The 18,968-nt window shown below is 69.7% G+C and carries 17 protein-coding genes and 1 pseudogene; 11 read left to right on the top strand and 7 right to left on the bottom strand.

Translation table 11 applies throughout. The annotated features are described in order from the left end of the window. Nucleotides 1-27 precede the first annotated feature (27 nt). Nucleotides 28-390, bottom strand: a complete 363-nt coding sequence (locus O7610_RS05110; protein ID WP_289212743.1) for a hypothetical protein — start codon at nucleotides 388-390, stop codon at nucleotides 28-30. Between the two features lie 209 nt (nucleotides 391-599). On the opposite strand from O7610_RS05110, the gene O7610_RS05105 reads away from it, so the two are divergent. The 3 genes from O7610_RS05105 to O7610_RS05095 all read left to right on the top strand — a co-directional run bounded on the left by O7610_RS05105 (nucleotide 600) and on the right by O7610_RS05095 (nucleotide 2,253). After that, nucleotides 600-1,427 carry a DUF5753 domain-containing protein gene (locus tag O7610_RS05105; RefSeq protein ID WP_281554588.1) on the top strand — a complete coding sequence of 276 codons (828 nt, stop codon included), beginning with the start codon at nucleotides 600-602 and terminating at the stop codon, nucleotides 1,425-1,427. Then, a complete protein-coding gene (locus tag O7610_RS05100; protein WP_281554587.1) occupies nucleotides 1,424-1,618 on the top strand; it encodes a DUF397 domain-containing protein in 195 nt (64 codons plus the stop codon). The genes O7610_RS05105 and O7610_RS05100 overlap by 4 nt, the downstream gene beginning before the upstream one ends. A gap of 77 nt (nucleotides 1,619-1,695) precedes the next feature. Then, nucleotides 1,696-2,253 (top strand): Uma2 family endonuclease, encoded by a 558-nt coding sequence (locus tag O7610_RS05095; protein ID WP_281554586.1) that lies wholly within the window; start codon nucleotides 1,696-1,698, stop codon nucleotides 2,251-2,253. 29 nt (nucleotides 2,254-2,282) lie between these two features. On the opposite strand, the gene O7610_RS05090 is transcribed toward O7610_RS05095, so the two are convergent. Both O7610_RS05090 and O7610_RS05085 read right to left on the bottom strand, forming a co-directional pair. Then, a complete protein-coding gene (locus tag O7610_RS05090) occupies nucleotides 2,283-3,005 on the bottom strand; it encodes a DJ-1/PfpI family protein (RefSeq protein WP_281554585.1) in 723 nt (240 codons plus the stop codon). A gap of 90 nt (nucleotides 3,006-3,095) precedes the next feature. Next, a complete protein-coding gene (locus O7610_RS05085; RefSeq protein ID WP_281554584.1) occupies nucleotides 3,096-3,716 on the bottom strand; it encodes a DUF6518 family protein in 621 nt (206 codons plus the stop codon). Nucleotides 3,717-4,123: 407 nt separating this feature from the next. On the opposite strand from O7610_RS05085, the gene O7610_RS30555 reads away from it, so the two are divergent. The 5 genes from O7610_RS30555 to uppS all read left to right on the top strand — a co-directional run bounded on the left by O7610_RS30555 (nucleotide 4,124) and on the right by uppS (nucleotide 12,202). Beyond that, on the top strand, nucleotides 4,124-4,525 hold the full coding sequence (locus tag O7610_RS30555) for an SMI1/KNR4 family protein (RefSeq protein WP_353850370.1): 402 nt from the start codon (nucleotides 4,124-4,126) through the stop codon (nucleotides 4,523-4,525). A 541-nt stretch (nucleotides 4,526-5,066) separates the two neighbouring features. Then, entirely contained in the window at nucleotides 5,067-5,762 is a 696-nt protein-coding gene (locus tag O7610_RS05080) for a response regulator transcription factor (protein WP_281554583.1), read from the top strand. Next, nucleotides 5,759-7,246: a sensor histidine kinase gene (locus O7610_RS05075; RefSeq protein WP_281554582.1), complete on the top strand. Its 1,488-nt coding sequence runs from the start codon at nucleotides 5,759-5,761 to the stop codon at nucleotides 7,244-7,246. The genes O7610_RS05080 and O7610_RS05075 overlap by 4 nt, the downstream gene beginning before the upstream one ends. Before the next feature lie 134 nt (nucleotides 7,247-7,380). After that, nucleotides 7,381-10,983: an MMPL family transporter gene (locus tag O7610_RS05070; RefSeq protein WP_281567360.1), complete on the top strand. Its 3,603-nt coding sequence runs from the start codon at nucleotides 7,381-7,383 to the stop codon at nucleotides 10,981-10,983. A 442-nt stretch (nucleotides 10,984-11,425) separates the two neighbouring features. Next, nucleotides 11,426-12,202: a polyprenyl diphosphate synthase gene (uppS, locus tag O7610_RS05065; protein WP_289212742.1), complete on the top strand. Its 777-nt coding sequence runs from the start codon at nucleotides 11,426-11,428 to the stop codon at nucleotides 12,200-12,202. Nucleotides 12,203-12,302: 100 nt separating this feature from the next. On the opposite strand, the pseudogene cas6 reads toward uppS, so the two are convergent. From cas6 to O7610_RS05050, 3 genes and pseudogenes are all read right to left on the bottom strand, one after another. Further along, nucleotides 12,303-12,668, bottom strand: a pseudogene (cas6, locus tag O7610_RS30550) (CRISPR system precrRNA processing endoribonuclease RAMP protein Cas6); the annotation flags it as partial. A 39-nt stretch (nucleotides 12,669-12,707) separates the two neighbouring features. Next, nucleotides 12,708-12,965: a hypothetical protein gene (locus tag O7610_RS05055; protein ID WP_289212741.1), complete on the bottom strand. Its 258-nt coding sequence runs from the start codon at nucleotides 12,963-12,965 to the stop codon at nucleotides 12,708-12,710. Nucleotides 12,966-13,150: 185 nt separating this feature from the next. Further along, nucleotides 13,151-14,014 (bottom strand): aldo/keto reductase, encoded by an 864-nt coding sequence (locus O7610_RS05050; RefSeq protein ID WP_289212740.1) that lies wholly within the window; start codon nucleotides 14,012-14,014, stop codon nucleotides 13,151-13,153. A 132-nt stretch (nucleotides 14,015-14,146) separates the two neighbouring features. On the opposite strand from O7610_RS05050, the gene O7610_RS05045 reads away from it, so the two are divergent. Together O7610_RS05045 and O7610_RS05040 are read left to right on the top strand one after the other, a co-directional pair. After that, entirely contained in the window at nucleotides 14,147-15,025 is an 879-nt protein-coding gene (locus O7610_RS05045; RefSeq protein ID WP_281554576.1) for a LysR family transcriptional regulator, read from the top strand. Nucleotides 15,026-15,135: 110 nt separating this feature from the next. After that, the gene (locus O7610_RS05040; RefSeq protein WP_281554575.1) at nucleotides 15,136-16,419 is read left to right on the top strand and encodes a low temperature requirement protein A; all 1,284 of its coding nucleotides are present in this window, start codon (nucleotides 15,136-15,138) and stop codon (nucleotides 16,417-16,419) included. 41 nt (nucleotides 16,420-16,460) lie between these two features. Here the strand turns inward: O7610_RS05040 and O7610_RS05035 are convergent, their stop codons facing one another. Beyond that, complete coding sequence (locus O7610_RS05035; RefSeq protein WP_289212739.1) at nucleotides 16,461-18,266, bottom strand: GNAT family N-acetyltransferase; 1,806 nt, start codon at nucleotides 18,264-18,266, stop codon at nucleotides 16,461-16,463. Nucleotides 18,267-18,468: 202 nt separating this feature from the next. Between O7610_RS05035 and O7610_RS05030 the strand changes: the two genes are divergently transcribed. Further along, nucleotides 18,469-18,957, top strand: a complete 489-nt coding sequence (locus O7610_RS05030) for a DUF5980 family protein (RefSeq protein WP_289212738.1) — start codon at nucleotides 18,469-18,471, stop codon at nucleotides 18,955-18,957. The last annotated feature ends 11 nt before the right edge of the window (nucleotides 18,958-18,968 follow it).

The raw sequence follows: 18,968 nt of genomic DNA, 5'->3' as shown, positions 1-18,968 counted from the left end.
TCTGATGAGCACACCGGTCAGTACAGGTCAGTAGATCCAGCTGAATTCCAACTCGTCGATGGTGTTGCCGACGTGGACCTCGGCCAGGAATCGGCGCATCAGGCTGCCCGGGTCGGCGGCGTCCTCGATCTGGATCAGCATGCCGCGTCCGTGCGCGACGACGGCGTCGAGCACGAGGCGTTCGAGCTTCTCGGCGTTGACCGGGCCGGGCCGGCAGCCGCACGGTGCGCCGTACGCCCGGCCGCTCAACGTCTGCAGGCAGACCAGCCGACGGTCGCAGCCGGCACAGGTCAACAGCCCGTCGAGGGAAAACTCGGACCGACCCGCGCGGTCGACGCGGGACATGCCGGTCGGCGGTACGTGTCCACCGCTGGCGGTGCGCTCACTCATGTTCGCAAACCTCCGTCACGAGATACCGGATTTCGTGAATTCACCCTTGTGGCGGACCACATTTCCAGCCGGCGTACGGCAGACTCAATCGTGGACGCTGGCTTGTCTCCACTGTGATGTGGCGATTTCGGCGACCAGCCCGGCCAGCGGTTGCTTTCTGAAACATTGGCGCGGGTGGTGGGTGTGTCGGATGAGAGGAAGGTGAAGCGATGCCGGTCACCGGACCGACTGTGGTGCGCCGTCAGCTGGGGCGACGGCTGCGCCGACTGCGGGAGGAGTCGTCCCGCACCGAGCAGGAGGTGGAGCGGGCGAAGGTCTGTTCGCGTACGACGTTGTGGCGCATCGAGAACGGTAAGTTCCCGGTCAAGATGAACACCGTTCGCGGTCTCTGCTGGTTCTACGGTGCCGACCCGGAGACGACGGACGCGTTGACCCGGCTCGCCGGGGCAAGCGACGAGCACGGCTGGTGGGAGTCGCACGGCGACGCCGTACCGGACTGGTTCCGCCTGTACGTCGGCCTCGAAGCCGCCGCCACCGAGATCGGGGTCTATGACCCCGAGGTGATCCACGGTCTGCTGCAGACGCCGGATTACATGCGCGCGGTGTTCCGCGCCACCTATCCGGATGCGCCGCAGGAAAAGATCGAGCGGCTGGTATCGCTGCGGCTGGACCGGCAGATTTCCTACTACGACCGCGAGCAGCCGGCCCGGATCGTCGCGATTCTCGGGGCCGGTGCGCTCGTCCGCGAGGTCGGCGGCCCTGCGGTGATGGCCGAACAGCGCGCCCACCTGGCCAGCCTGGGCCGACGGGTACGGGTGGAGGTCCGCGTCCTGCCCTGGTCCGTCGGCGCTCACCCTGCGTTCTCCGGCCAGTTCATCTTGCTCGACTTCGCCGACCCGGACGACCCGGACATCGCCTACGTCGAGTCTCATATGGGTGCTCGTTACCTGGAGCGTCCAGAGGAGTTGGCGGAGTACCGTCGAATTTTCCGGCTGATCCGCGGGCAGTCGGTCCCGATCGAGGAGCATCTGCGATGAAGCCTGACACCCCCTGGTTCACCTCCAGCCGCAGCGCCGGCAACGGCGGAGCGTGCGTCGAAGCCCGTCGGCACGCCGGACAGGCCGAGGTACGCGACAGCAAGGACCGCACCGGCCCCACCCTGACCTTCACCACCCGGCAGTGGGGCACCTTCACCACCGCCCTACAGACCGGCACCCTCCCCCACTGACCACCGCCGATCGCCCTGTCCCCCACCCCTATCCCTGGGGTGGGGGACGCTCGTCCTCCTTCTGACACTGGTGACGCGTGAACGTCCTTGATCTCAACCGAACCTGGGACGAAGCGAAGTACTTCGCACTGGGCCAGACACCTGACCGGACCGAGCTGGTCGACGGTCGTCTGTGGATCAGTCCGGCACCGAGCAAGCGTCATCGACAGCTCTCGTTCCTGCTGATGTCCGCGCTGTATCCGGCGGCCCGGTCTGCCGGTCTCAAGGCGTACGAGGCGATCAACGTCAGATTGCGTACCGATCGGATCGTGATCCCAGACCTTGTCGTCGCCGACACCAGCAGCGAAGGATCCGTTACCGATGCGACCGAGGTCGTGCTGATCTGCGAGATCACGTCTCCGAGCAACGCCGCCACCGATCGACTGCTCAAGATGCAGTTGTACGCCGCCGCCCGAATCTCGTGGTATCTGCTGGTTGAGCCCGAGTTGCCGGGTCCGTCAGCAGTGACACTCCGGCTCTTCCGGCTTGACAACGAGCACTACGTCGAGCACGTGACCGCGACCAAGGGCGACGTGCTGACCACCGATCAACCGTTTCGGTTCACGCTCGACACGGCCGCACTGCTCGACGAGTAGACACCCGGCCGGCCGAGCGATGGCTGTGGCTAGGTTCGGACTGGATCGGTCCAGACGGTGCCTCGTGCCTGGTATTCGAGGGCTTCCTCTACCCGGATGGCGACGTCCGCACCCAGCAGGCGCTTCACCAGGTGCAGCCCCAGGTCCAGGCCGGAAGTGATTCCGGCGGCGGTGACGAGGTCGCCGTCGTCGACCACGCGGGCGTTCTTGACGATGCCGCCGCGCGAGGTCAGCTGCTGCTTCGCGACGGTGTGCGTGGTGCAGGGGCGGCCGTCGACCAGGCCGGCCACGGCGAGGAGCACCGCGCCGGTGCACAACGACGACATGATGAGCCTCGGCCGGGGAGCCGCCGCCAGCGCGCTGGGCAGCGCCCCGTTTTCGATCTCCGCCCAGATGCCGGGCTCGCCGGGTCGACCACCACCGGGAACGATGATCACGTCGGCCGTCTCGGGCTGCCAACCATGCTTGACCCGTACCTCGGTGCCGAACGCTGCGGTGACCAGGCGTGGCCGACCGTGCACCATGTAGTTGACGTCGATCTCCCGTTCGCTGTACCAGCCGGCCAGCGAGAACACTTCCTTTGGGGCGATGAAGTCCTGCTCCTCGACACCGTCGAACATTACGATCCGTACCCGCAAGGGTCTGTTGGTGTCACGCGGCGGCGCGGCCGCAGCCGCAGCCGCGACCGGTCCGCCGGTCAGCGCTCCGACGCCCACCGCCGCCCCACCCGTCAACATCGCCCGTCGCTTCATCTACGTCCCTCCGTCACCAACGTCAGCAGATAGATAGTCGGCGATAGAGGCATGCTGGTTCCGGGCGAAGCACGGGAAGGTTCCTTTGGTTCAGCGGAAGCCGGCCGCCAGGAACGCTCCGAGGCCGAGCAGCGCCAACGGCAGCGCCGTGGCGAGGCTGAGGAGCCGGTTACGGGTAGTCCCACCGGCCAGGACGATCACCAGTACGCCGAGCACCGCTCGGACCACGACATGCGGGATCCGCTCGCTGCCGTAGCTCGGATCGCCGATTCGGGCCGCCTCCAACGCCGCCTCGGTGAAGCACACCGCGCCCGGCAGGGCCGTACCGATGGTCTGCCGCCAGCCTGAGCCACGTGCCCAGATGCCGCCGACGCCGAAGACCACTCCGGCGAGGACCCCGAAGGCCATCCAGAGCAGAGAGGTAGGCGCCCACAGCAGCGACCAGTCGTCGCCCTGGACCAGCGCCGCCGCCACGTAGTAGGCGGGTACGGCGATCACCAGTCCGGCGGCGGCACCGGCAGCGGCCCGCAGCCATTCGGTACGGACCCAGTACCCGAAGAAGAACGCGGCGACCGCCCACACCGCAGACGAGTTGCCCAGGTCGGCAAGGGGCCACCAGGGCATGAACTTGATCCATACGAAATCGACGAAGCCCAGCAGGAAGCCGCCGAGCACCGCGACGAGCGCGACGCGCCGATTGTCCGGATACATGCTGTAGGACCATACCGTGCCGCAGGCCAGGCCGTTCCTCGCGCTGCGGGCACCTACCGCACCGCCACCTGCCCCACTCCAACGTTCTTGCACGCCCGTGGGCGGGAGGAACGTACACCACCTCGAACCCATCGCTCGGCCGCGCCGGGGACCACTCACTCGCAGCTTCCATCGCCCTTCTGTCGCTGTCTGCGTCCAGAGGCTGGTCGGCGGCAGAGCCGGGCGGCAAGCTGTGCAGCCGATTCGGTGCGCCCGCCCCGCCGACCTGCCGTCGGATACATATGCTGAGCAGCATGGACATCATGCGGTTCGACGTGCTGGCCGAGTCCCTGCGCCAGGAGTCGGCCGCTTCGCTGGCCAAGTACGGTTTCCCACTCATCGAGGGGTAGGCAGTCACCGAGAGGGAGATCTCCGAGGTCGAGACCCATCTGGACGTCATTCTCCCGGAGCTACACAAGGCCTTCATGGTCCGTTATGGCGGCGGGAGGTTCGGGTTCGTCGAGCTCTTCCCGATCGTGAGCCATGACTTAGGCGACGAGGACCTCAGATCAGTCAACGACCGCGAGTCCCCGACCGAACCTTCATCGCCGTCGCCTCCGTCGGCACCGGGGATCAAGGGTTTCCCGGTCACCAGCAGCCGTTGTCACGACGACGTCTGGTTCCGCTTCCACGGTGCCGGCAAACCTGAACTTGACGCAGCTGACTTCCTGAGTTCGTGGCGCGCCATGGGTGCAGAGCCTAACCATTCGCCCATCCTCAACTGCTGCCGGTCGGGCGTACCGCCGGGCTGCGGTGTCCGGCAACTGTGACCTGCCCTGCGGGGGCCGGTACGAACGGTCCGCCACCCGTTTGGAGGTCGAGGATGCGTACATCGATGTAGCCGTCTGAGCTGTTTGTTGGGTCGACCTCGGGGCCCGGCGACCTGTTGCGCGATGTTGTAGCGGCGTGGCCGTTGATCGTCTGGCAGCGGGTCTCTACGGATGTGGTCTCGTGGCTGTCGTGCGGTACTGGACGGCACTTGATGAGCAGCTGGTGCGGGTGCTGGCCGCTGACCACGAGGGCGTACGCCGCCAACGCCGCGTGTCTCCAGATGGTGACGTTCGTGGACGGTGCCATCGCCATGCTCCGGAGGGATGCGGTGTTCGCCGGCTCGGCCGAGGTGATTGAGTAGCCATGAGCAACCGCGGACGCAATTGCTCCGTGAACGCAACGGGATAGCGGCGAGGCGTCCTCCTGCGGCAGTCTCTGATTTGGAGGTTCACGGACGTCCGGGCGGGCCGGCATGCGTGCGTGCCTGCGCACTTCAGCTGTGTGCTTCGCCTTGGGCCGGTAGTGGAGGAGGATGTGCGGGTGCCGGTGCCACGAGTCCTGGTCGTCGACGACGACGCGCAGATCCGCGAGTTACTCGAGTCGACCCTGCGGTTCGCCGGCTGGGAGGTGCACGCCGTGCCCGACGCCGCTACGGCGTTGGTGCGCCTGACCGGCCAGGAGTTCGATGTTGTCGTGCTCGATGTGATGATGCCTGGCCTGGATGGGTTCGAGACCGTCCGGCTGCTGCGCGGCCGGGGCAAGACCACGCCGGTGCTGTTCCTGACCGCGCGGCAGGAGGTGGAGGACCGGATCCAGGGGCTGCGGCTGGGCGCCGACGACTATGTCACCAAGCCGTTCAGCGTTGCCGAGGTCGTCGCCCGGCTGGAGGCGCTGGTGCGACGGACGGCGGGCACCGATGTGCCGTCCGAGGACAACCGGCTGCTGCTCGCCGACCTGGCCGTCGACCTCGATGCTCACCTGGTTACTCGTGCGGGGCGGCCGGTGCACTTGTCGCCGACCGAGTTCCGGCTGCTTGTCTTTCTACTCAACAATGCGGGGCGGGTGCTGTCCAAGAGCCAGATCCTGCAGCACGTGTGGGGGTATGACTTCGGTGGGGACGCCAACGTCGTCGAGCGGTTCGTCGCCAATCTTCGCCGCAAGATCGATGACGGTGCGTCCGTGCCGCTGATCCACACCGTGCGTGGTTTCGGGTACGCGGTGAGGGAGCCCCGGTGAGGCTGCGGCGGCCCGTGCGGCCGCTGTCGATCCGTCGCCGGCTCCTGGTCCATCTGCTCGTCCTGCTGCTCGTCGGGCTGGTCGGCGGTCCTGCCCTGACCTCGTTGTTCCTGCAGCGCTACCTCGCCGAGCGGGCCGAGGAGCGGCTGTGGAACATCAACGCCTCCGTCGGCGGGATCCTCAGCGGACGTGACCGGGTGGTGATCGAGCCGGACGCGTTGCCCGCCTTCGCCGGCGTGGTCGTGGTCGGTCTGGACACGAGCGGCCGGCCGGCGTTCACCTTCGACCGCCTCCAAGATGGCCCACCACCACCGGCGGGCGACCTCGTCGCAGCTACCCGCGACCTGCCGATCGGGGAACCCGCCGACCTGACCGCCGGGGGCCGTACGTTCCTGGTGGCCCGTGCCCGGGCCACGGGACTGGTCGTGGAGTCCGGCGACGGCACGTCGATCCCGCTCGGGTTCCTTGTCGTCGCCGTCGACAGGACCGACGACGTGGCGGTGATCGTCCGCCTGCGGCGGACCGGGTTCGGGTTCGCCGTCGCCGCGTTGATCGTGCTGGGGTCGGTGGCCGCGTTGAGCCTGCGTCGCGGCCTGCGCCCGCTGGAACGGATGGCTGAGGCCGCCGACCAGATCGCCGGAGGCGCCGGGGACCACGACTTCGGCGATCTCGCCCACGGCTCCGGTACCGAGACGGTCCGGCTGGCCGCAGCCCTGACCGAGGCGTTCGAAGCCCGGCGCCGCGCCGAGCAGGCCCTGCGCTCGTTCGTGGCCGACGCCTCGCACGAACTGCGCACTCCACTCACCGGCATCAGCGGCTGGCTCGACCTATACGTGCAGGGCGGCCTGGAGGACCGCGACGACCTGGACCGGGCGATGGGCCGAATGGAGGCCGGGGTGGGCCGGATGCGCCTGCTCGTCGAGGATCTGGCACTGCTCGCCCGGATGGACGCCGGGCGGCCGCTCGCCGCTGAACCGGTCCCCCTGCTGCCCCTGCTGGAAGGCGTCATCGAGGACGCGCGCGTGATCAAGCCGGACCGGGCGATCACCCTACATGCGGCCGGACCGGTCACCGTGCTCGGCGACGCACCGCGGCTGGAGCAGGTGTTCCGCAACCTCGTCGGCAACGCCGTCCAGCACACCCCGGCCGGCACGCCCGTCGAACTGGCCGTCGGCCCCGCCGCCCGCAGCGAGGTCGCTGTCGAGGTCGTCGACCACGGACCGGGCATCGCCGAGCACGACCTGGCCCGGGTGTTCGACCGGTTCTACCGGGTCGACGCCGGCCGGTCCCGGGACGGATCCGGCTCCGGGCTGGGGTTGTCCATCGTCCGAGCCCTGGTGACCGCGCAGGGCGGCGAGGTCACCGGCCGGTCCGTGGTCGGCGAGGGCACCACGATCACCGTCCGGCTCCCGGTCGCGGCACCCACAGCGCTGCCGTCAGCCAACCGTCAGGTTCCCGGCAGGGGCTCGTCAGGGTCCGGATAGGCGCACCGTCAGCTCATGCCGGTCGACTGGACGGCGAGCGGGCATCCGGCCCGCCGGACAGCGGAAGGGATGACGAACTGATGGCCCGGTTGTTGCAGCGCGTAGGCAGGTTCGCGCACCGGCAGAGATTCATCGTGATCGGAGGCTGGGTGCTGCTGCTCCTGGCCCTCGTGGGAGGCCTCGCGGCGCGCGGGAGCGCCCTGACCGACGAGTTCACCATCCCCAGTTCGGAGTCCCAGGCGGCCCTGAACGTGCTGCAGGAGGAGTTCCCCGGTGCAGGCGGGACCTCGCTGCAGATCCTGCTGGAGGCACCCGACGGCGGGACGGTGAGCGACCCGGCCTACACCGCCGCCGTCCAGCGGTCGCTGACGGCGGTGTCCGGAATCGACCACGTGAGGGCCGTCGCGCCACCGCAGGCCCCGGGCACGGTCAGCGCCGACGGCCGATCCGGGCTGGCCATCGTGCAGTTCGACGTACTCAAGGGCGAACTGCCCGACTCGACAGGCGACGATGTCCGGGCCGCGATGGCCCCGGCCGAGCAGGCCGGGCTGACCGTGTTCCTCGGCGGCAACGCACTCTCCGGCGGGCCGAGTTCCGCCTCGCACGCGGCGGAGGTGATCGGCCTCCTGCTGGCGGTCGTCGTCCTCGCGGTCACTCTCGGGTCGGTGGTCGCCGCCGGGCTGCCCCTGCTCACCGCGCTCGTCGGCGTCGCCGCCGGGCTGGTCGGTATCTGGGTGGCCTCGACCCTGACCACGATCTCCACGACCGCCCCGACGCTCGCGCTCATGCTCGGGCTCGCGGTCGGTATCGACTACGCCCTGCTGCTGGTCGTCCGCCACCGCGCCGAACTGGCCGCAGGGGCGGACGTCGCGCAGGCCGTCGTCCGGGCCACCGCCGCTGCGGGCTCGTCGGTGGTGTTCGCCGGGTCGACCGTGATCATCGCCCTCCTTGGCCTGGCCGTGGCGCAGGTGCCGTTCCTCACCGTGATGGGGGTGTCCTCGGCGGCGACCGTGCTCCTCGCGGTGCTGGTGGCGATCACGTTGCTGCCGGCCCTACTGTCGGTGGCCGGGCGGCGGCTGGCGCCGCGCCCGGGCGGGCGGGACAGCAGGCGGGCCGCGGCCGTCGCCGAGGGCCGCGCGGTCCCCGGCGCCGAGCGCTGGGTGCGGGGCGTGCTGCGCCGGCCCGTCGTCATCCTCGCGGCCGGGGTCGGCGCGCTACTCGTCCTGGCGGTGCCGGTGACGGGCATGCGACTGGCGCTGCCCGACAACGGGAGCCTGCCGAACAGCGACCAGGCGCGCCAGGTCTACGACACGGTCTCCGACGAGTTCGGACCCGGGCTCAACGGTCCGGTCCTCGTGCTCGCCGACCTCTCCAGGTCCAGCCAGCCGGACACGGCCGCCACGGCCGTCGCCGAAGGTCTCAGCGACATTCCCGGTGTAGCGTCGGTAGCGCCGCCGCGGATTTCCGCCGACGCCCGGTACGCGCTGGTCCAGGTGATCCCCACGACCGGACCCGCCGACCCGGCGACCGCCGACGTAGTGCAGACGATCCGGCACGAGGCCGCGGACATCACCGCCACGACCGGCGCAACCATCCAGGTCAGCGGGACGACCGCGCTCGGCGTCGACGTCTCCGCCCGGCTGCTTACCGCTATCCTGCCGTTCGCCCTGGTCGTCGTCGGCCTGTCGATGGTGCTGTTGACGATGGTCTTCCGCTCCCTGCTGGTGCCCCTCATCGCCGCGGTCGGCTACCTACTCACCCTCGGCGCGACCCTCGGCGTCACGGTGGCGCTGTTCCAGTGGGGCTGGTTCGGCGGCATCCTCAGCGACGGCGCCACCGGCTCGCTGGTGAGCTTCATGCCGATCATCGTGATGGCCGTGCTGTTCGGTCTGGCAATGGACTACCAGGTCTTCCTCGTCTCCCGGATCCACGAGGCGGTCATTCACGGCCGTGAGCCGAGGGACGCGGTACACGAGGGAGCACGGCACGCCGGCAGAGTCGTCGCGGCCGCCGCACTGATCATGATCGGGGTCTTTGCCAGCTTCGTGGTCAGCGGGACGGCAACGGTCCGCCCGATCGCCTTCGCGCTGGCCCTCGGCGTGCTCCTGGATGCCTTCCTCGTCCGGATGACGCTGGTCCCTGCCGCACTCGGGCTGCTCGGCACACACGCCTGGACACTGCCGCCCCGCCTCGACCGTCTGCTGCCCGCCATGGACGTGGAGGGTGTCGCACTGGACCGCCCGGCCGGTGGGAACGCCGCCGGCTCCGTTGAGGGACATACCCCCACCGAGGTGGACCGCGAGGGCGGTCGGGATCCCATCCCGATCATCGATTCCTCGATCAAATCGATCAGAAAGATTCGCGTGCGTAACCGCCTTCTGGTAGCCATGCCGGTGACCGTGATCGCAGCGCTCGTCGGGTGCCTCGCGGTGCCGTCAGGCGCCCAAGCCACCGCGCCGACAACGACGCCCGGCATCGACGCCTACCTCTACGGTTACGCTCCGGTCGTCGCCGCCCGCACCCGGGCCAACCAACTGTGCGCCATCGGGAACGTCAACACGCTGGTGAGCTCGCCTGAGCTCGCCACTCCCGCCAGCCGTGATGTGGTGGCACCCAACGTCGACACCCTCTACTCGATCGCGTGGCTCGACCTGCGTCGTGGACCGGTCGTGCTGACGGTACCGGCGATCGACGACCGGTACTACAACTTCCAGTTCCTCGACATGTACACCAACGTGTTCACCAACATCGGCACCAGCACCGTGGACCCTGCGGGCGGCAGGTATGCAATCGTTCCGCCCGGATGGTCCGGTGAACTTCCGAGTGGCGTCACGTCGGTGTCCGGACCGACCTGGGACGTATGGCTGCTGGGCCGCACGCTCGTGAAGAACCCCGACGACGTGCCCGCCGCCAGGGCTGTCATGGCCGGGTACCAGCTTGCCGTCCTCGAAACGCCCGCCACCGACACGCCGCCGGCGCTGCCTACGCCCGACTGCGCGAACCTGCCACGGCCACAGACCCCCTACGACGCCGGCGCCGCCTTCTTCGACGAACTGGCCGCCGTGCTCGCGTCCGACCCACCCCCGGCCGCCGACGCGTCGGCACTCGCCGGTCTCGCCGCGCTCGGCGTCGAGCCGGGCGGGAACCCGAGCCAAGGGGATCCGCAGGCCGTCGCCACCCTGGAGGCGGCGGTGACCGACGGGCAGGCGTACCTCGTCGCCGGCCACGCGGAAGCCGCGTTCCCCGCCGCCGGGCGGACGTGGCGGTCGAGCCTGAGCGCCGGCACCTACGGCACCGACTACCTGCTCCGAGCCGGCATCGCCGCCGGCGGCCTGGGCGCCAACGTGCCCGCCGAGTCGACGTACTATTTCTCCCAGTCCGATCTGCTCGGCCAGCCACTCAGCGGTGAACGCTCCTACCGACTGCACTTCCGGCCGGGCGCTCTCCCGCCGACGAGCGCGGACGGATTCTGGTCGGTGACAATGTACGACGAGAACTACTTCCTCGTTCCCAACGAGCTCAGCCGGTACGCCCTCGGCGATCGTTCCGCTCTCACGATGAACCAGGACGGATCACTCGACCTGTTCCTGTCCGCCACTGCCCCACCCGGCGGAACGGCGAACTGGCTGCCCGCCCCAGCCGGCGTCTTCCACGTCTACATGCGGGTCTACCTACCCACCGACGACGTGCTGACCGGCGAGTGGCAGCCGCCGCGCATCGCCCGGTGGTCCTGCTGAGGCGTGTGCTGATCACGCGTTGCGGGTCAGCACCGGCTGACGCGATCGCACCGTTCCCGGGTCGCGGCGCCAGCCACAGCTCGTCGGTGATCCGCAGACCGAAGCGTACGAAAATGACCGTGACCAGCCAGTAATCCGGGATGGCCCATCGATTCAGGGTGGCGGGTTGGTCGAGTTGGGTCACGACCTGGCCGGCGAGCGCCCGCGGTAGTCGTTCGGACTGCCGCGGGCAGGCCGCCGGCCAGGTCATGGCGTCTGCGGGCAGTCCCGATGCTCTGAAGGGCCTTAATGTGCCCGAAACGCCGGGGCATCACATGGCGAACAGGCATCCACCAGGCCAGCAGCTCAGTGATCTCGGCACGGGCCGATACCCGGTCGTTGGCCGATCAGCAGACCACCTGCGCTGCTGTGCCCGGGCGAGCAAGCGTGGTGAGATCAGGCGATGATGCGACCGCTGCTCGATACCGGACACCGGCTCTACGCCCGCCGGCTACGCGCCCAGCTCACCGCCGCCGAGCTGCCCCGCCACCTGGCGATGGTGATGGACGGCAACCGGCGGTGGGCCCGGCAGATGGGCTTCGACGACCCCAAGGTCGGGCACCGGCACGGTGCCGAGCACCTCGACCAGGTGCTGAGCTGGTGCGCCGAGATCGGCATCCAACACGTCACGGTGTTCGTCGCTTCCGTCGACAACGTCCGCAAGCGCGCCTCAGACGAGGTCGACAACCTGATGGGCATGATCGAGACCGTCGTCGCGGGTCGGCTGACCCGCGACGACAACATCTGGCAGCTGCACCTTGCCGGCCGGTTGGAGGTGCTGCCCGACTCGACCCGGCACGCGCTGAAGCTCGCCGAGGAGGCGACCCGGCAGCGGGAGACCAGCCACCACTTGTCCGTGGCCATCGGCTACGACGGCCGAGAGGAGATCGTCAATGCCGTACGGTCGCTGTTGGAAGACCAGGCACGGCGCGGTGCGACCCTCGACGACATCGCGCAGCGGCTGACCGCCGACCAGATCGCCGCCCACCTGTACACCAGCGGGCAACCGGACCCGGATCTCGTCATCCGCACCAGCGGGGAACGCCGGGTGTCCGGCTTCCTGCTGTGGCAGGCGGCCCACTCCGAGCTGCACTTCTGCGATGTCTACTGGCCCGGCTTCCGCAAGATCGACCTACTGCGGGCGCTGCGTTCGTACGCCGATCGCAGGCGGAGAACCTGACGCCACCACCGGGTCGGGGCTCCAGGCAGGCCAGGCCGAAGTCCCGGCCGCGCTGCGCGCCGACCCCGCTGTACGGGGCCAGCCGCAGCAACCGGTCCACCGCTCCGACCAGGCTCGCCGGCCCGTCGCAGACGTAGCGGATCCGGCCGAGGAAGCCCGACACCGTACGCCCGTTGACCTTGACCACGTCGCTGGTGCCGTCGATGTCGCTCACCCACAGCGCGTCCCGGTCCGGCCGCTCCCCCGGCCCGCCGATGCCCGGCCCACCGACACCCGGGAGCGGCAGCACCAGCTCCGGCAGCCCGGCCGGCGCGCTCGCCCGCCACACCGCCCGCAGCCCGGCCACCACCGACCATGGGTCCGGCCACGGCGTGAACCCGTTGCCGCGCCGGAACGTCGTCGGGGTCAGGAACCGCAGCGACCACGACGCGTTGCCGGACGGCCGGCCCAGCTCCAGCCACGACACCCCGGCCACCTGCCGTGCGCCGGTGACCAACGCGCCGAGCTAACCACCGATCCGGATCACCGCCCCCGTCGCCGCCCCGGCTCGCAGCTTGTCGACCAGAGCGTCGTCGAGCAGGCCGACCTCGACCAGGGTGCCGGCCGGGTGCGCCACCGGCAGGCTGACGCTGTACGCCTTCGCATGCGACCGGTGCGCCGCCTCGTCCACATCGAACCAGCGGGAAACCACCGCGTGGACGTGTTCGAGCCGCACCCCGGCCGGATCGACCCCCGGCACCACGAACTGCCACCTGCTCGGCATCACGCACTCCCCTCCGCCCGCCGAACCCACTAACGTAGGCCAGACGGTCCACCTTCGACAAGCCAGGATCGTCGTCGGGGGCGGGGGTCGAGACAAGATCAAGTGAAGGCCAGATACCTCAACCGGCGGTTGTCAGGTATCTGGCCTTCACTTGATCTTGCGCATGGTGCGGGCGGGCTGGTCGGTCAGGCGGGTTGGTCGAGGCGGGCCAGGTGTCCGGCCGACAGTTTCAGGTCGGCGGCGGCGGCCGAGTCACGGATCGTCTCCGGGCGCGACGCCCCCGGGATCGGGACCACGACCGGCGCCTTCACCAGCAGCCAGGCCAGGCAGACCTGCTGCGGACTCACCCCGTACTCCTTCGCGACCTCGGCGAACACCGCGAACCGCGACCCCAGGTCGGCGGCGCTGGCGATGCCGCCGAGCGGGCTCCACGGCAGGAAGGCGATACCCAGCTCGGCGCAGAGCTCCAGCTCCGGCTCGCTGGAGCGGAAGGCCGGGGAGAACTGATTCTGTACGCTGACCAGCCGGCCGCCGAGGATGTCGTTGGCGAGCCGGATCTGCTCCGGGTCGGCGTTGGAGATGCCGGCGAGCCGGATCTTCCCGGCGTCGAGCAGGTCCCGGATGGCGCCCATCGAGTCCGCGTACGGCACGGTGGGGTCGGGCCGGTGGAACTGGTAGAGGCCGATCGCCTCGACGCCGAGCCGTTTCAGCGACGCCTCGCAGGCGCTCTTCAGGTAGTCGGGCGAGCCGTTCTTGGTCCACGAGCCGTCGCCGGGTCGCAGGTGGCCGCCCTTGGTGGCGATCAGCACGTCGGACGTGTCACCGCCGAAGGTCGCCACGGCGTGGGCGATCAACGACTCGTTGTGGCCGACGTCGTCGGCGTACAGGTGATAGGCGTCGGCGGTGTCGATCAGGGTGACACCGGCGTCCAGCGCGGCGTGGATCGTGGCGATCGACCTCTGCTCGTCGGGCCGGCCCTCGATGGACATCGGCATGCCGCCGAGGCCGATCGCCCCGACGGCGACGTCACCGATGTGACGGGTGTGCATGAAGTCTCCTCTACGGGATGGTCCGTGGGCGCGGTTGTCGTACCCCACGCGCCCGGGTTCCACCCTCTTACCCTGCGGTTAAGCTGTCCAACAGAAGGATCCGATCCCGGCGATCAGTTTTGGTGATGAATCGTGGAGCTGCGTCAGCTCGAGTACTTCGTGGCGGTCGCCGAGGAGCGGCACTTCACCCGGGCCGCCGAGCGGATGCACGTCGCGCAGTCCGGCCTGTCGGCGTCCATCCGCTCGCTGGAACGGGAGCTGGGGGCCAGCCTGTTCGTCCGCAACACCCGAAGCGTCGAGCTGACCAACGAGGGGCGGGCGCTGCTCTCCGAGGCCCGACATGCCCTGTCCAACGTCGCCGCCGCCAAGGACGCGGTGGCCGCGGTTCGAGGGCTGCTGCGCGGCCGGCTGGCGGTCGGCACCCTGCAGTGTCTGGGCGCGGTCGACCTGCCGGCGGTGCTGGCCCGGTTCCACGCCGCCCATCCTGGCGTCGAGATCCGGCTCCGGCAGGGCGGTTCGGCGGACCTGGTCGAGCGGGTCCGCACCGGCGACCTCGATCTCGCCTTCGTGTCGATGCCGGCCAGCTCGCCGACCGGTGTGACACTGGCCCCGATCCGCACCGAGCCGATGGTGCTGGCCTGCGGGCCGGACCATCCGCTGCGCGAACGTGCCGAGGTCGACCTGGGCGAGCTTGCCGGTGAGACCTTCGTCGACTTCTCCCCGGGCTGGATAAGCCGGGACGTCGTCGACCAGGCGATGGCCGTCGCCGGTGTCGATCGCCGGGTCGCCTTCGAGGTCAACGACGTGCACTGGCTGCTCGACCTGGTCAGCCACGGGCTGGGCGTCGCCGTCGTACCGCAGTTTTTCACCACCAAGCGGACCGCCGCGCGCTTCGCGCCGATCACCGACCCGCCATGCTGGAACGTCGCGGTGGCGACCGCGAGCGGCCGGCACCCGAGCACCGCCGCGACCGCGCTGATGTCCCTGGACGGTCTCCGCCCCCGATCCTGACGACGACGGCGGTTCCCTCGACTTCGCGCAGCAAACGTTCCGGGCTCGGAAGCCCCAGCCTCCGTCGCATACTGTCGGTCGTGGAAGCCACGAAACCGACATTTTCGGTCATGCCCGCCGCGCCAGGCATGAAAGTCTCTCGCCTCGAGTTGTTCTACGACCTGGTCTTCGTGTTCGCCTTCATCCACGTGACCACTGCCTCGGTCGAGGATCTGAAGCCGTTCGGACTGGTGGCGATCTTTCTGCTCCTGTCGGTGCTCTGGCTGGTCTGGTCCCGGTTCGCCCTGCTGGGGAACAATCTCCGGGCCGACTGGGGAATCATGCCGATCCACGGCTTCACCATCATGGCGATCGTCTTCATCTCCGTGGCGACGCTACCCGGCCTCGGCGACGAACCGCCGCAGGCACAGCCCGGCGTCCCGCAGGTCATTCCCGGCGAGTTCATCTTCCCCACCTGCTACCTGCTGATCTGGTTGCTGGAAGCCGCAGCGCTACGCGTCGCCGCGAGGACGCACCCCGAACTACTGGGCACCTGGTGGAGGGACACACCGGTGCTGGCCACCAGCACCGCGTTGCTGTTCGTCGCCGCGGCGGTACCGCTCCTGGGGTGGCCCAGCGAGGGCGTCGTCACGCTCCTTCTGCTCTGGACCCTCGGCGTCGGCGTCGCGTACCTGACCACCGTCCGCCTCGAACCGTTCGCCGTGGTCTCCGCCGGGCACTGGACTGAGCGGCATGCGCAGTTCATCCTCATCGGGTTCGGTGAGGCTCTGCTGTCGCTCGGGCTCGGCTCCGGCGCCTCGATCGGGGCGCCGGGCACCGTCCCGGTGATCACCGCGACGCTGCTCGGCATCGCCCTGATCTGCGCCATGTGGTGGGCGTACTTCGACGCCCGGTCGTACGCCGCCGAGCAGGTGCTGCACCACACTCACGGGGTACGCCGCGACCGGCTCGCCCGCGACGCCTACACCCTGCTGCATCTGCCCATGCTGTTCGGCATCATCCTGCTCTCCCTCGGGTTGAAGCAGACGTTGGCCTTCCTGGCCGGGGCGTCGTCGACCGGTGATGACGCCCCGCTCGAGTCGATCCACCTGCGTGCGCTGTACGGCGGGGTCCTGCTCTACCTGGTGGCGTTGTCGGCCTTCCAGTTACGGACCGTCCGTAGCGTCACCGCCAGCCTGGCCGTACCCGCCCTGCTGCTCGCCGCGCTGCTGCCGGTGGTCGACCGGATCCCGGCGTTCGCGGCGCTGCTGCTTCTCACCGTAATCACCGTCACCGGGGTCGCCGCCGACAGCCGGCGGTCCGGGGTCTGGCGGCACCACCTGCGCGAACACCGGCTCGCCGAGCAGCAGGCCCTGGAACGGGAGGAGAGTGACTGGCGGCGCCGCCACGGATGACGGACGTAACCCGCAAGTGCGGCGCACACGTGGCCATACTCTCACCGACAGTGACCCTGCTGTCCGCCGGCGATGGTACGGATGACGCCGACCATGTCGAGGTCCCCATCGCCGCGGCTGACCGCGTCGGCGTAGAGCGCCAGGCACAGCTCGCTGAGCGGGACGCCTGCCCCCACTGCGGCGGCCGCGTCCACAATGAGCTCGGCGTTCATCTGCACATCGGCGATGGCCGCCTGCGCGGAGAGGTCGTCGGCGACCAGCTTCGCGGTCTTGACCCGGGAGATCGCCGAGGACATCTGACCCGCGTCGAGGACGCCGCGTAGCAGGTCCCGGTCGAGACCGTGCCGGTCGGCGAAGTGGAACGCCTCGGCGAGGCCGGCCACGAGGGCGATCAGGAACACGTTGGCGGCGAGCTTCATCGTGATCCCGGACGGCACCGGCCCGCAGGTGGTGATCTGCGCGCACAGCGGGTCGAGCAGCGCGACGGTGCGCCGGACGACGTCGGGGCGGCCCGCCACCATCGCGACCAGTTTGCCGTCCTCCGCCGGGCGGCGGGAGCCGGAGACCGGGGCTTCGACGTAGTGTCCGCCAGCGCTTTCGACCTCGTCGGCCAGCGCCTTGGAGTACTCGGGGGGAAGTGTTCCCATGTTGACGATCGTGCGTCCGGCGACGAGGTGGGCGAGTCCGCCGGGGACGTCACGGAGGACCTGGTCGACGGCGTCCGCGTTACGCAGCATCACGATGACCGTGTCGCACTGCGCGAACACCTCCGGGACGTTCGCGGCGGTACGGGCGCCGGCCGCCTTGAGTTCGTCGTCGGACTTCGGGGTACGGCTCCACACGGTCAGCCCGACGCCGCTGCGGGCGAGCCGACGGGCCATGGGCAGCCCCATGATGCCCAGGCCGACGAACCCGACCCGACCCGGTGGGGCGCCGGCGCCGCCGCCGCGCAGCGGCTCGCCGGTCAGCGACTTGACGAACCAGTGGTGCGCGTACGGCTGGTCGTTGAACGGGGCGGCCTCGTCGTATCCGGCAGCCCGGTACAGGCCGATCGCCTCGGTGAGGGTCCGGTTGGTGTCCAGTCGTACGACGCCCGCCCCGAGCGACGCCGCAGCCTCTTCGGCCGCGGCGAGCAGCCGCCGTCCGATCCCCAGCCCGCGCAGCTCGGACGACACCCAGAGCCGGCGGATTTCCGCTGACGTGTCGTCGACCCTGGTGACGGCGACGCAGCCGACGGGGCGGTCCTTCAGCGTCGCGAGCAGGAACAGCCCGGACGGGGGACGCAGCGCGTCGTCGGTGGTGGGGACGGCCCGGTCCGGTCGGAACCCGCCGTCGAACCGGTCGTCGAGCGTGCGGCGGTACGCGTCGACCGCCCGTCGTGCCGGTTTCGAGGCCGGGTCGGCAGCGGCGATCGCGACCGTGGAGGCGGTGAACAGGCGGCGTACGGTCTCGGTCGCGGTGGCGAGCTCGTCGCGTTGGCGCTCGGTCAGCGGCGCCAGGATCGTCCCGACGAGTTCGTCGGAGAGCTGGTCCAGCACCGCCACCTCCGCCAACCCCGACGGGGTGAGGGTGGCCCGGCGGACCCTGCTGTCGTGTTCCGAAGGGGACACGACGACCAGCCCTTCCTGCTCGAGCGCGCGCAGCTGCCGGCTGGTGTAACCGGAGTCGAGTCCGAGGCGGCTGCGCAGCTCACGGACCTCGATGCCCTCCGTGCCGATCTCCCACAGCAGACGATCGAGGCTGAGCGGTCGGTCGCGTGCCAGGTAGCGGTCCTCGAGCACGCCGAGTCGTTCGGTGACGTCGCGGTTGAACGCGCGGATGGTCTGGATCCGGGATTCCAAGCGCACAATCTCTGACTATAGTCAGAAATGTCTCCGCTGCCGTCGGCCGGGGCGCGTCCAAGGGGATACCCCCGGTCGACCGTTGACACAGACAGGTGGCCGCTATGGACTAAAGGTCCACTACAGTCCGGCCGTAGCGATCACCTGATCCATCCGGTCGGAGGATGCGATCGGCGTGCAGTCGGCCGCTGACCTGAGGAGATCAGCCATGAGATCCAAGCACCGCGCGACGGCGTACGCGCTCGGCCTGGCCGCCGCGCTGGCATCGGTGACGTACGGTGGCCTGCCGGCCGCAGCCGCGAGCGGCACCGCCTGGTCGACGGCACCGTCCACGGCCGACGCAGCCGGACCGGCGACCTGGAAGGCCGCCGGCCTGGTGGACGAGGGTCAAACCATCTGCACCCGGCCGACCGTCGGGCAGCGCAGTTTCGTCCTGATCAGGCTCGTCGGCAGTTGGCCGCAGTTGGCAACGGACACCAACCACTTGCCCGCCGGGTCGTCGGTCGCGACGTATCCCATTTACCCGGGGTCGAACGACAGCCCCACCCAGATCAGCTCGGCGGTCAACGTGCTGCTGCCGGCGCTGCCGCTCGGCACACAGCGCACCGCCGAGTTCGAGGTCACCGACGGCGTACACACCCAGAGCGTCGCGTTCCACATCGTGGTGACCGAGGACTGCACCGGGTTCCGCCTCTGACCGACGAGCGA

The sequence above is a fragment of the Solwaraspora sp. WMMA2065 genome (assembly GCF_030345075.1).
GTDB lineage: Bacteria > Actinomycetota > Actinomycetes > Mycobacteriales > Micromonosporaceae > Micromonospora_E.
This window is presented reverse-complemented; position numbering and strand designations above follow the sequence as displayed.

Excerpts from the sequence above, each read along its gene's own strand:
- O7610_RS05110 (WP_289212743.1), bottom strand. The coding sequence starts at position 390 with ATGAGTGAGCGCACCGCCAGCGGTGGACACGTACCGCCGACCGGCATG.
- O7610_RS05105 (WP_281554588.1), top strand. The coding sequence starts at position 600 with ATGCCGGTCACCGGACCGACTGTGGTGCGCCGTCAGCTGGGGCGACGG.
- O7610_RS05100 (WP_281554587.1), top strand. The coding sequence starts at position 1,424 with ATGAAGCCTGACACCCCCTGGTTCACCTCCAGCCGCAGCGCCGGCAAC.
- O7610_RS05090 (WP_281554585.1), bottom strand. The coding sequence starts at position 3,005 with ATGAAGCGACGGGCGATGTTGACGGGTGGGGCGGCGGTGGGCGTCGGA.
- O7610_RS05085 (WP_281554584.1), bottom strand. The coding sequence starts at position 3,716 with ATGTATCCGGACAATCGGCGCGTCGCGCTCGTCGCGGTGCTCGGCGGC.
- uppS (WP_289212742.1), top strand. The coding sequence starts at position 11,426 with ATGATGCGACCGCTGCTCGATACCGGACACCGGCTCTACGCCCGCCGG.
- O7610_RS05055 (WP_289212741.1), bottom strand. The coding sequence starts at position 12,965 with ATGCCGAGCAGGTGGCAGTTCGTGGTGCCGGGGGTCGATCCGGCCGGG.
- O7610_RS05050 (WP_289212740.1), bottom strand. The coding sequence starts at position 14,014 with ATGCACACCCGTCACATCGGTGACGTCGCCGTCGGGGCGATCGGCCTC.
- O7610_RS05040 (WP_281554575.1), top strand. The coding sequence starts at position 15,136 with ATGCCCGCCGCGCCAGGCATGAAAGTCTCTCGCCTCGAGTTGTTCTAC.
- O7610_RS05030 (WP_289212738.1), top strand. The coding sequence starts at position 18,469 with ATGAGATCCAAGCACCGCGCGACGGCGTACGCGCTCGGCCTGGCCGCC.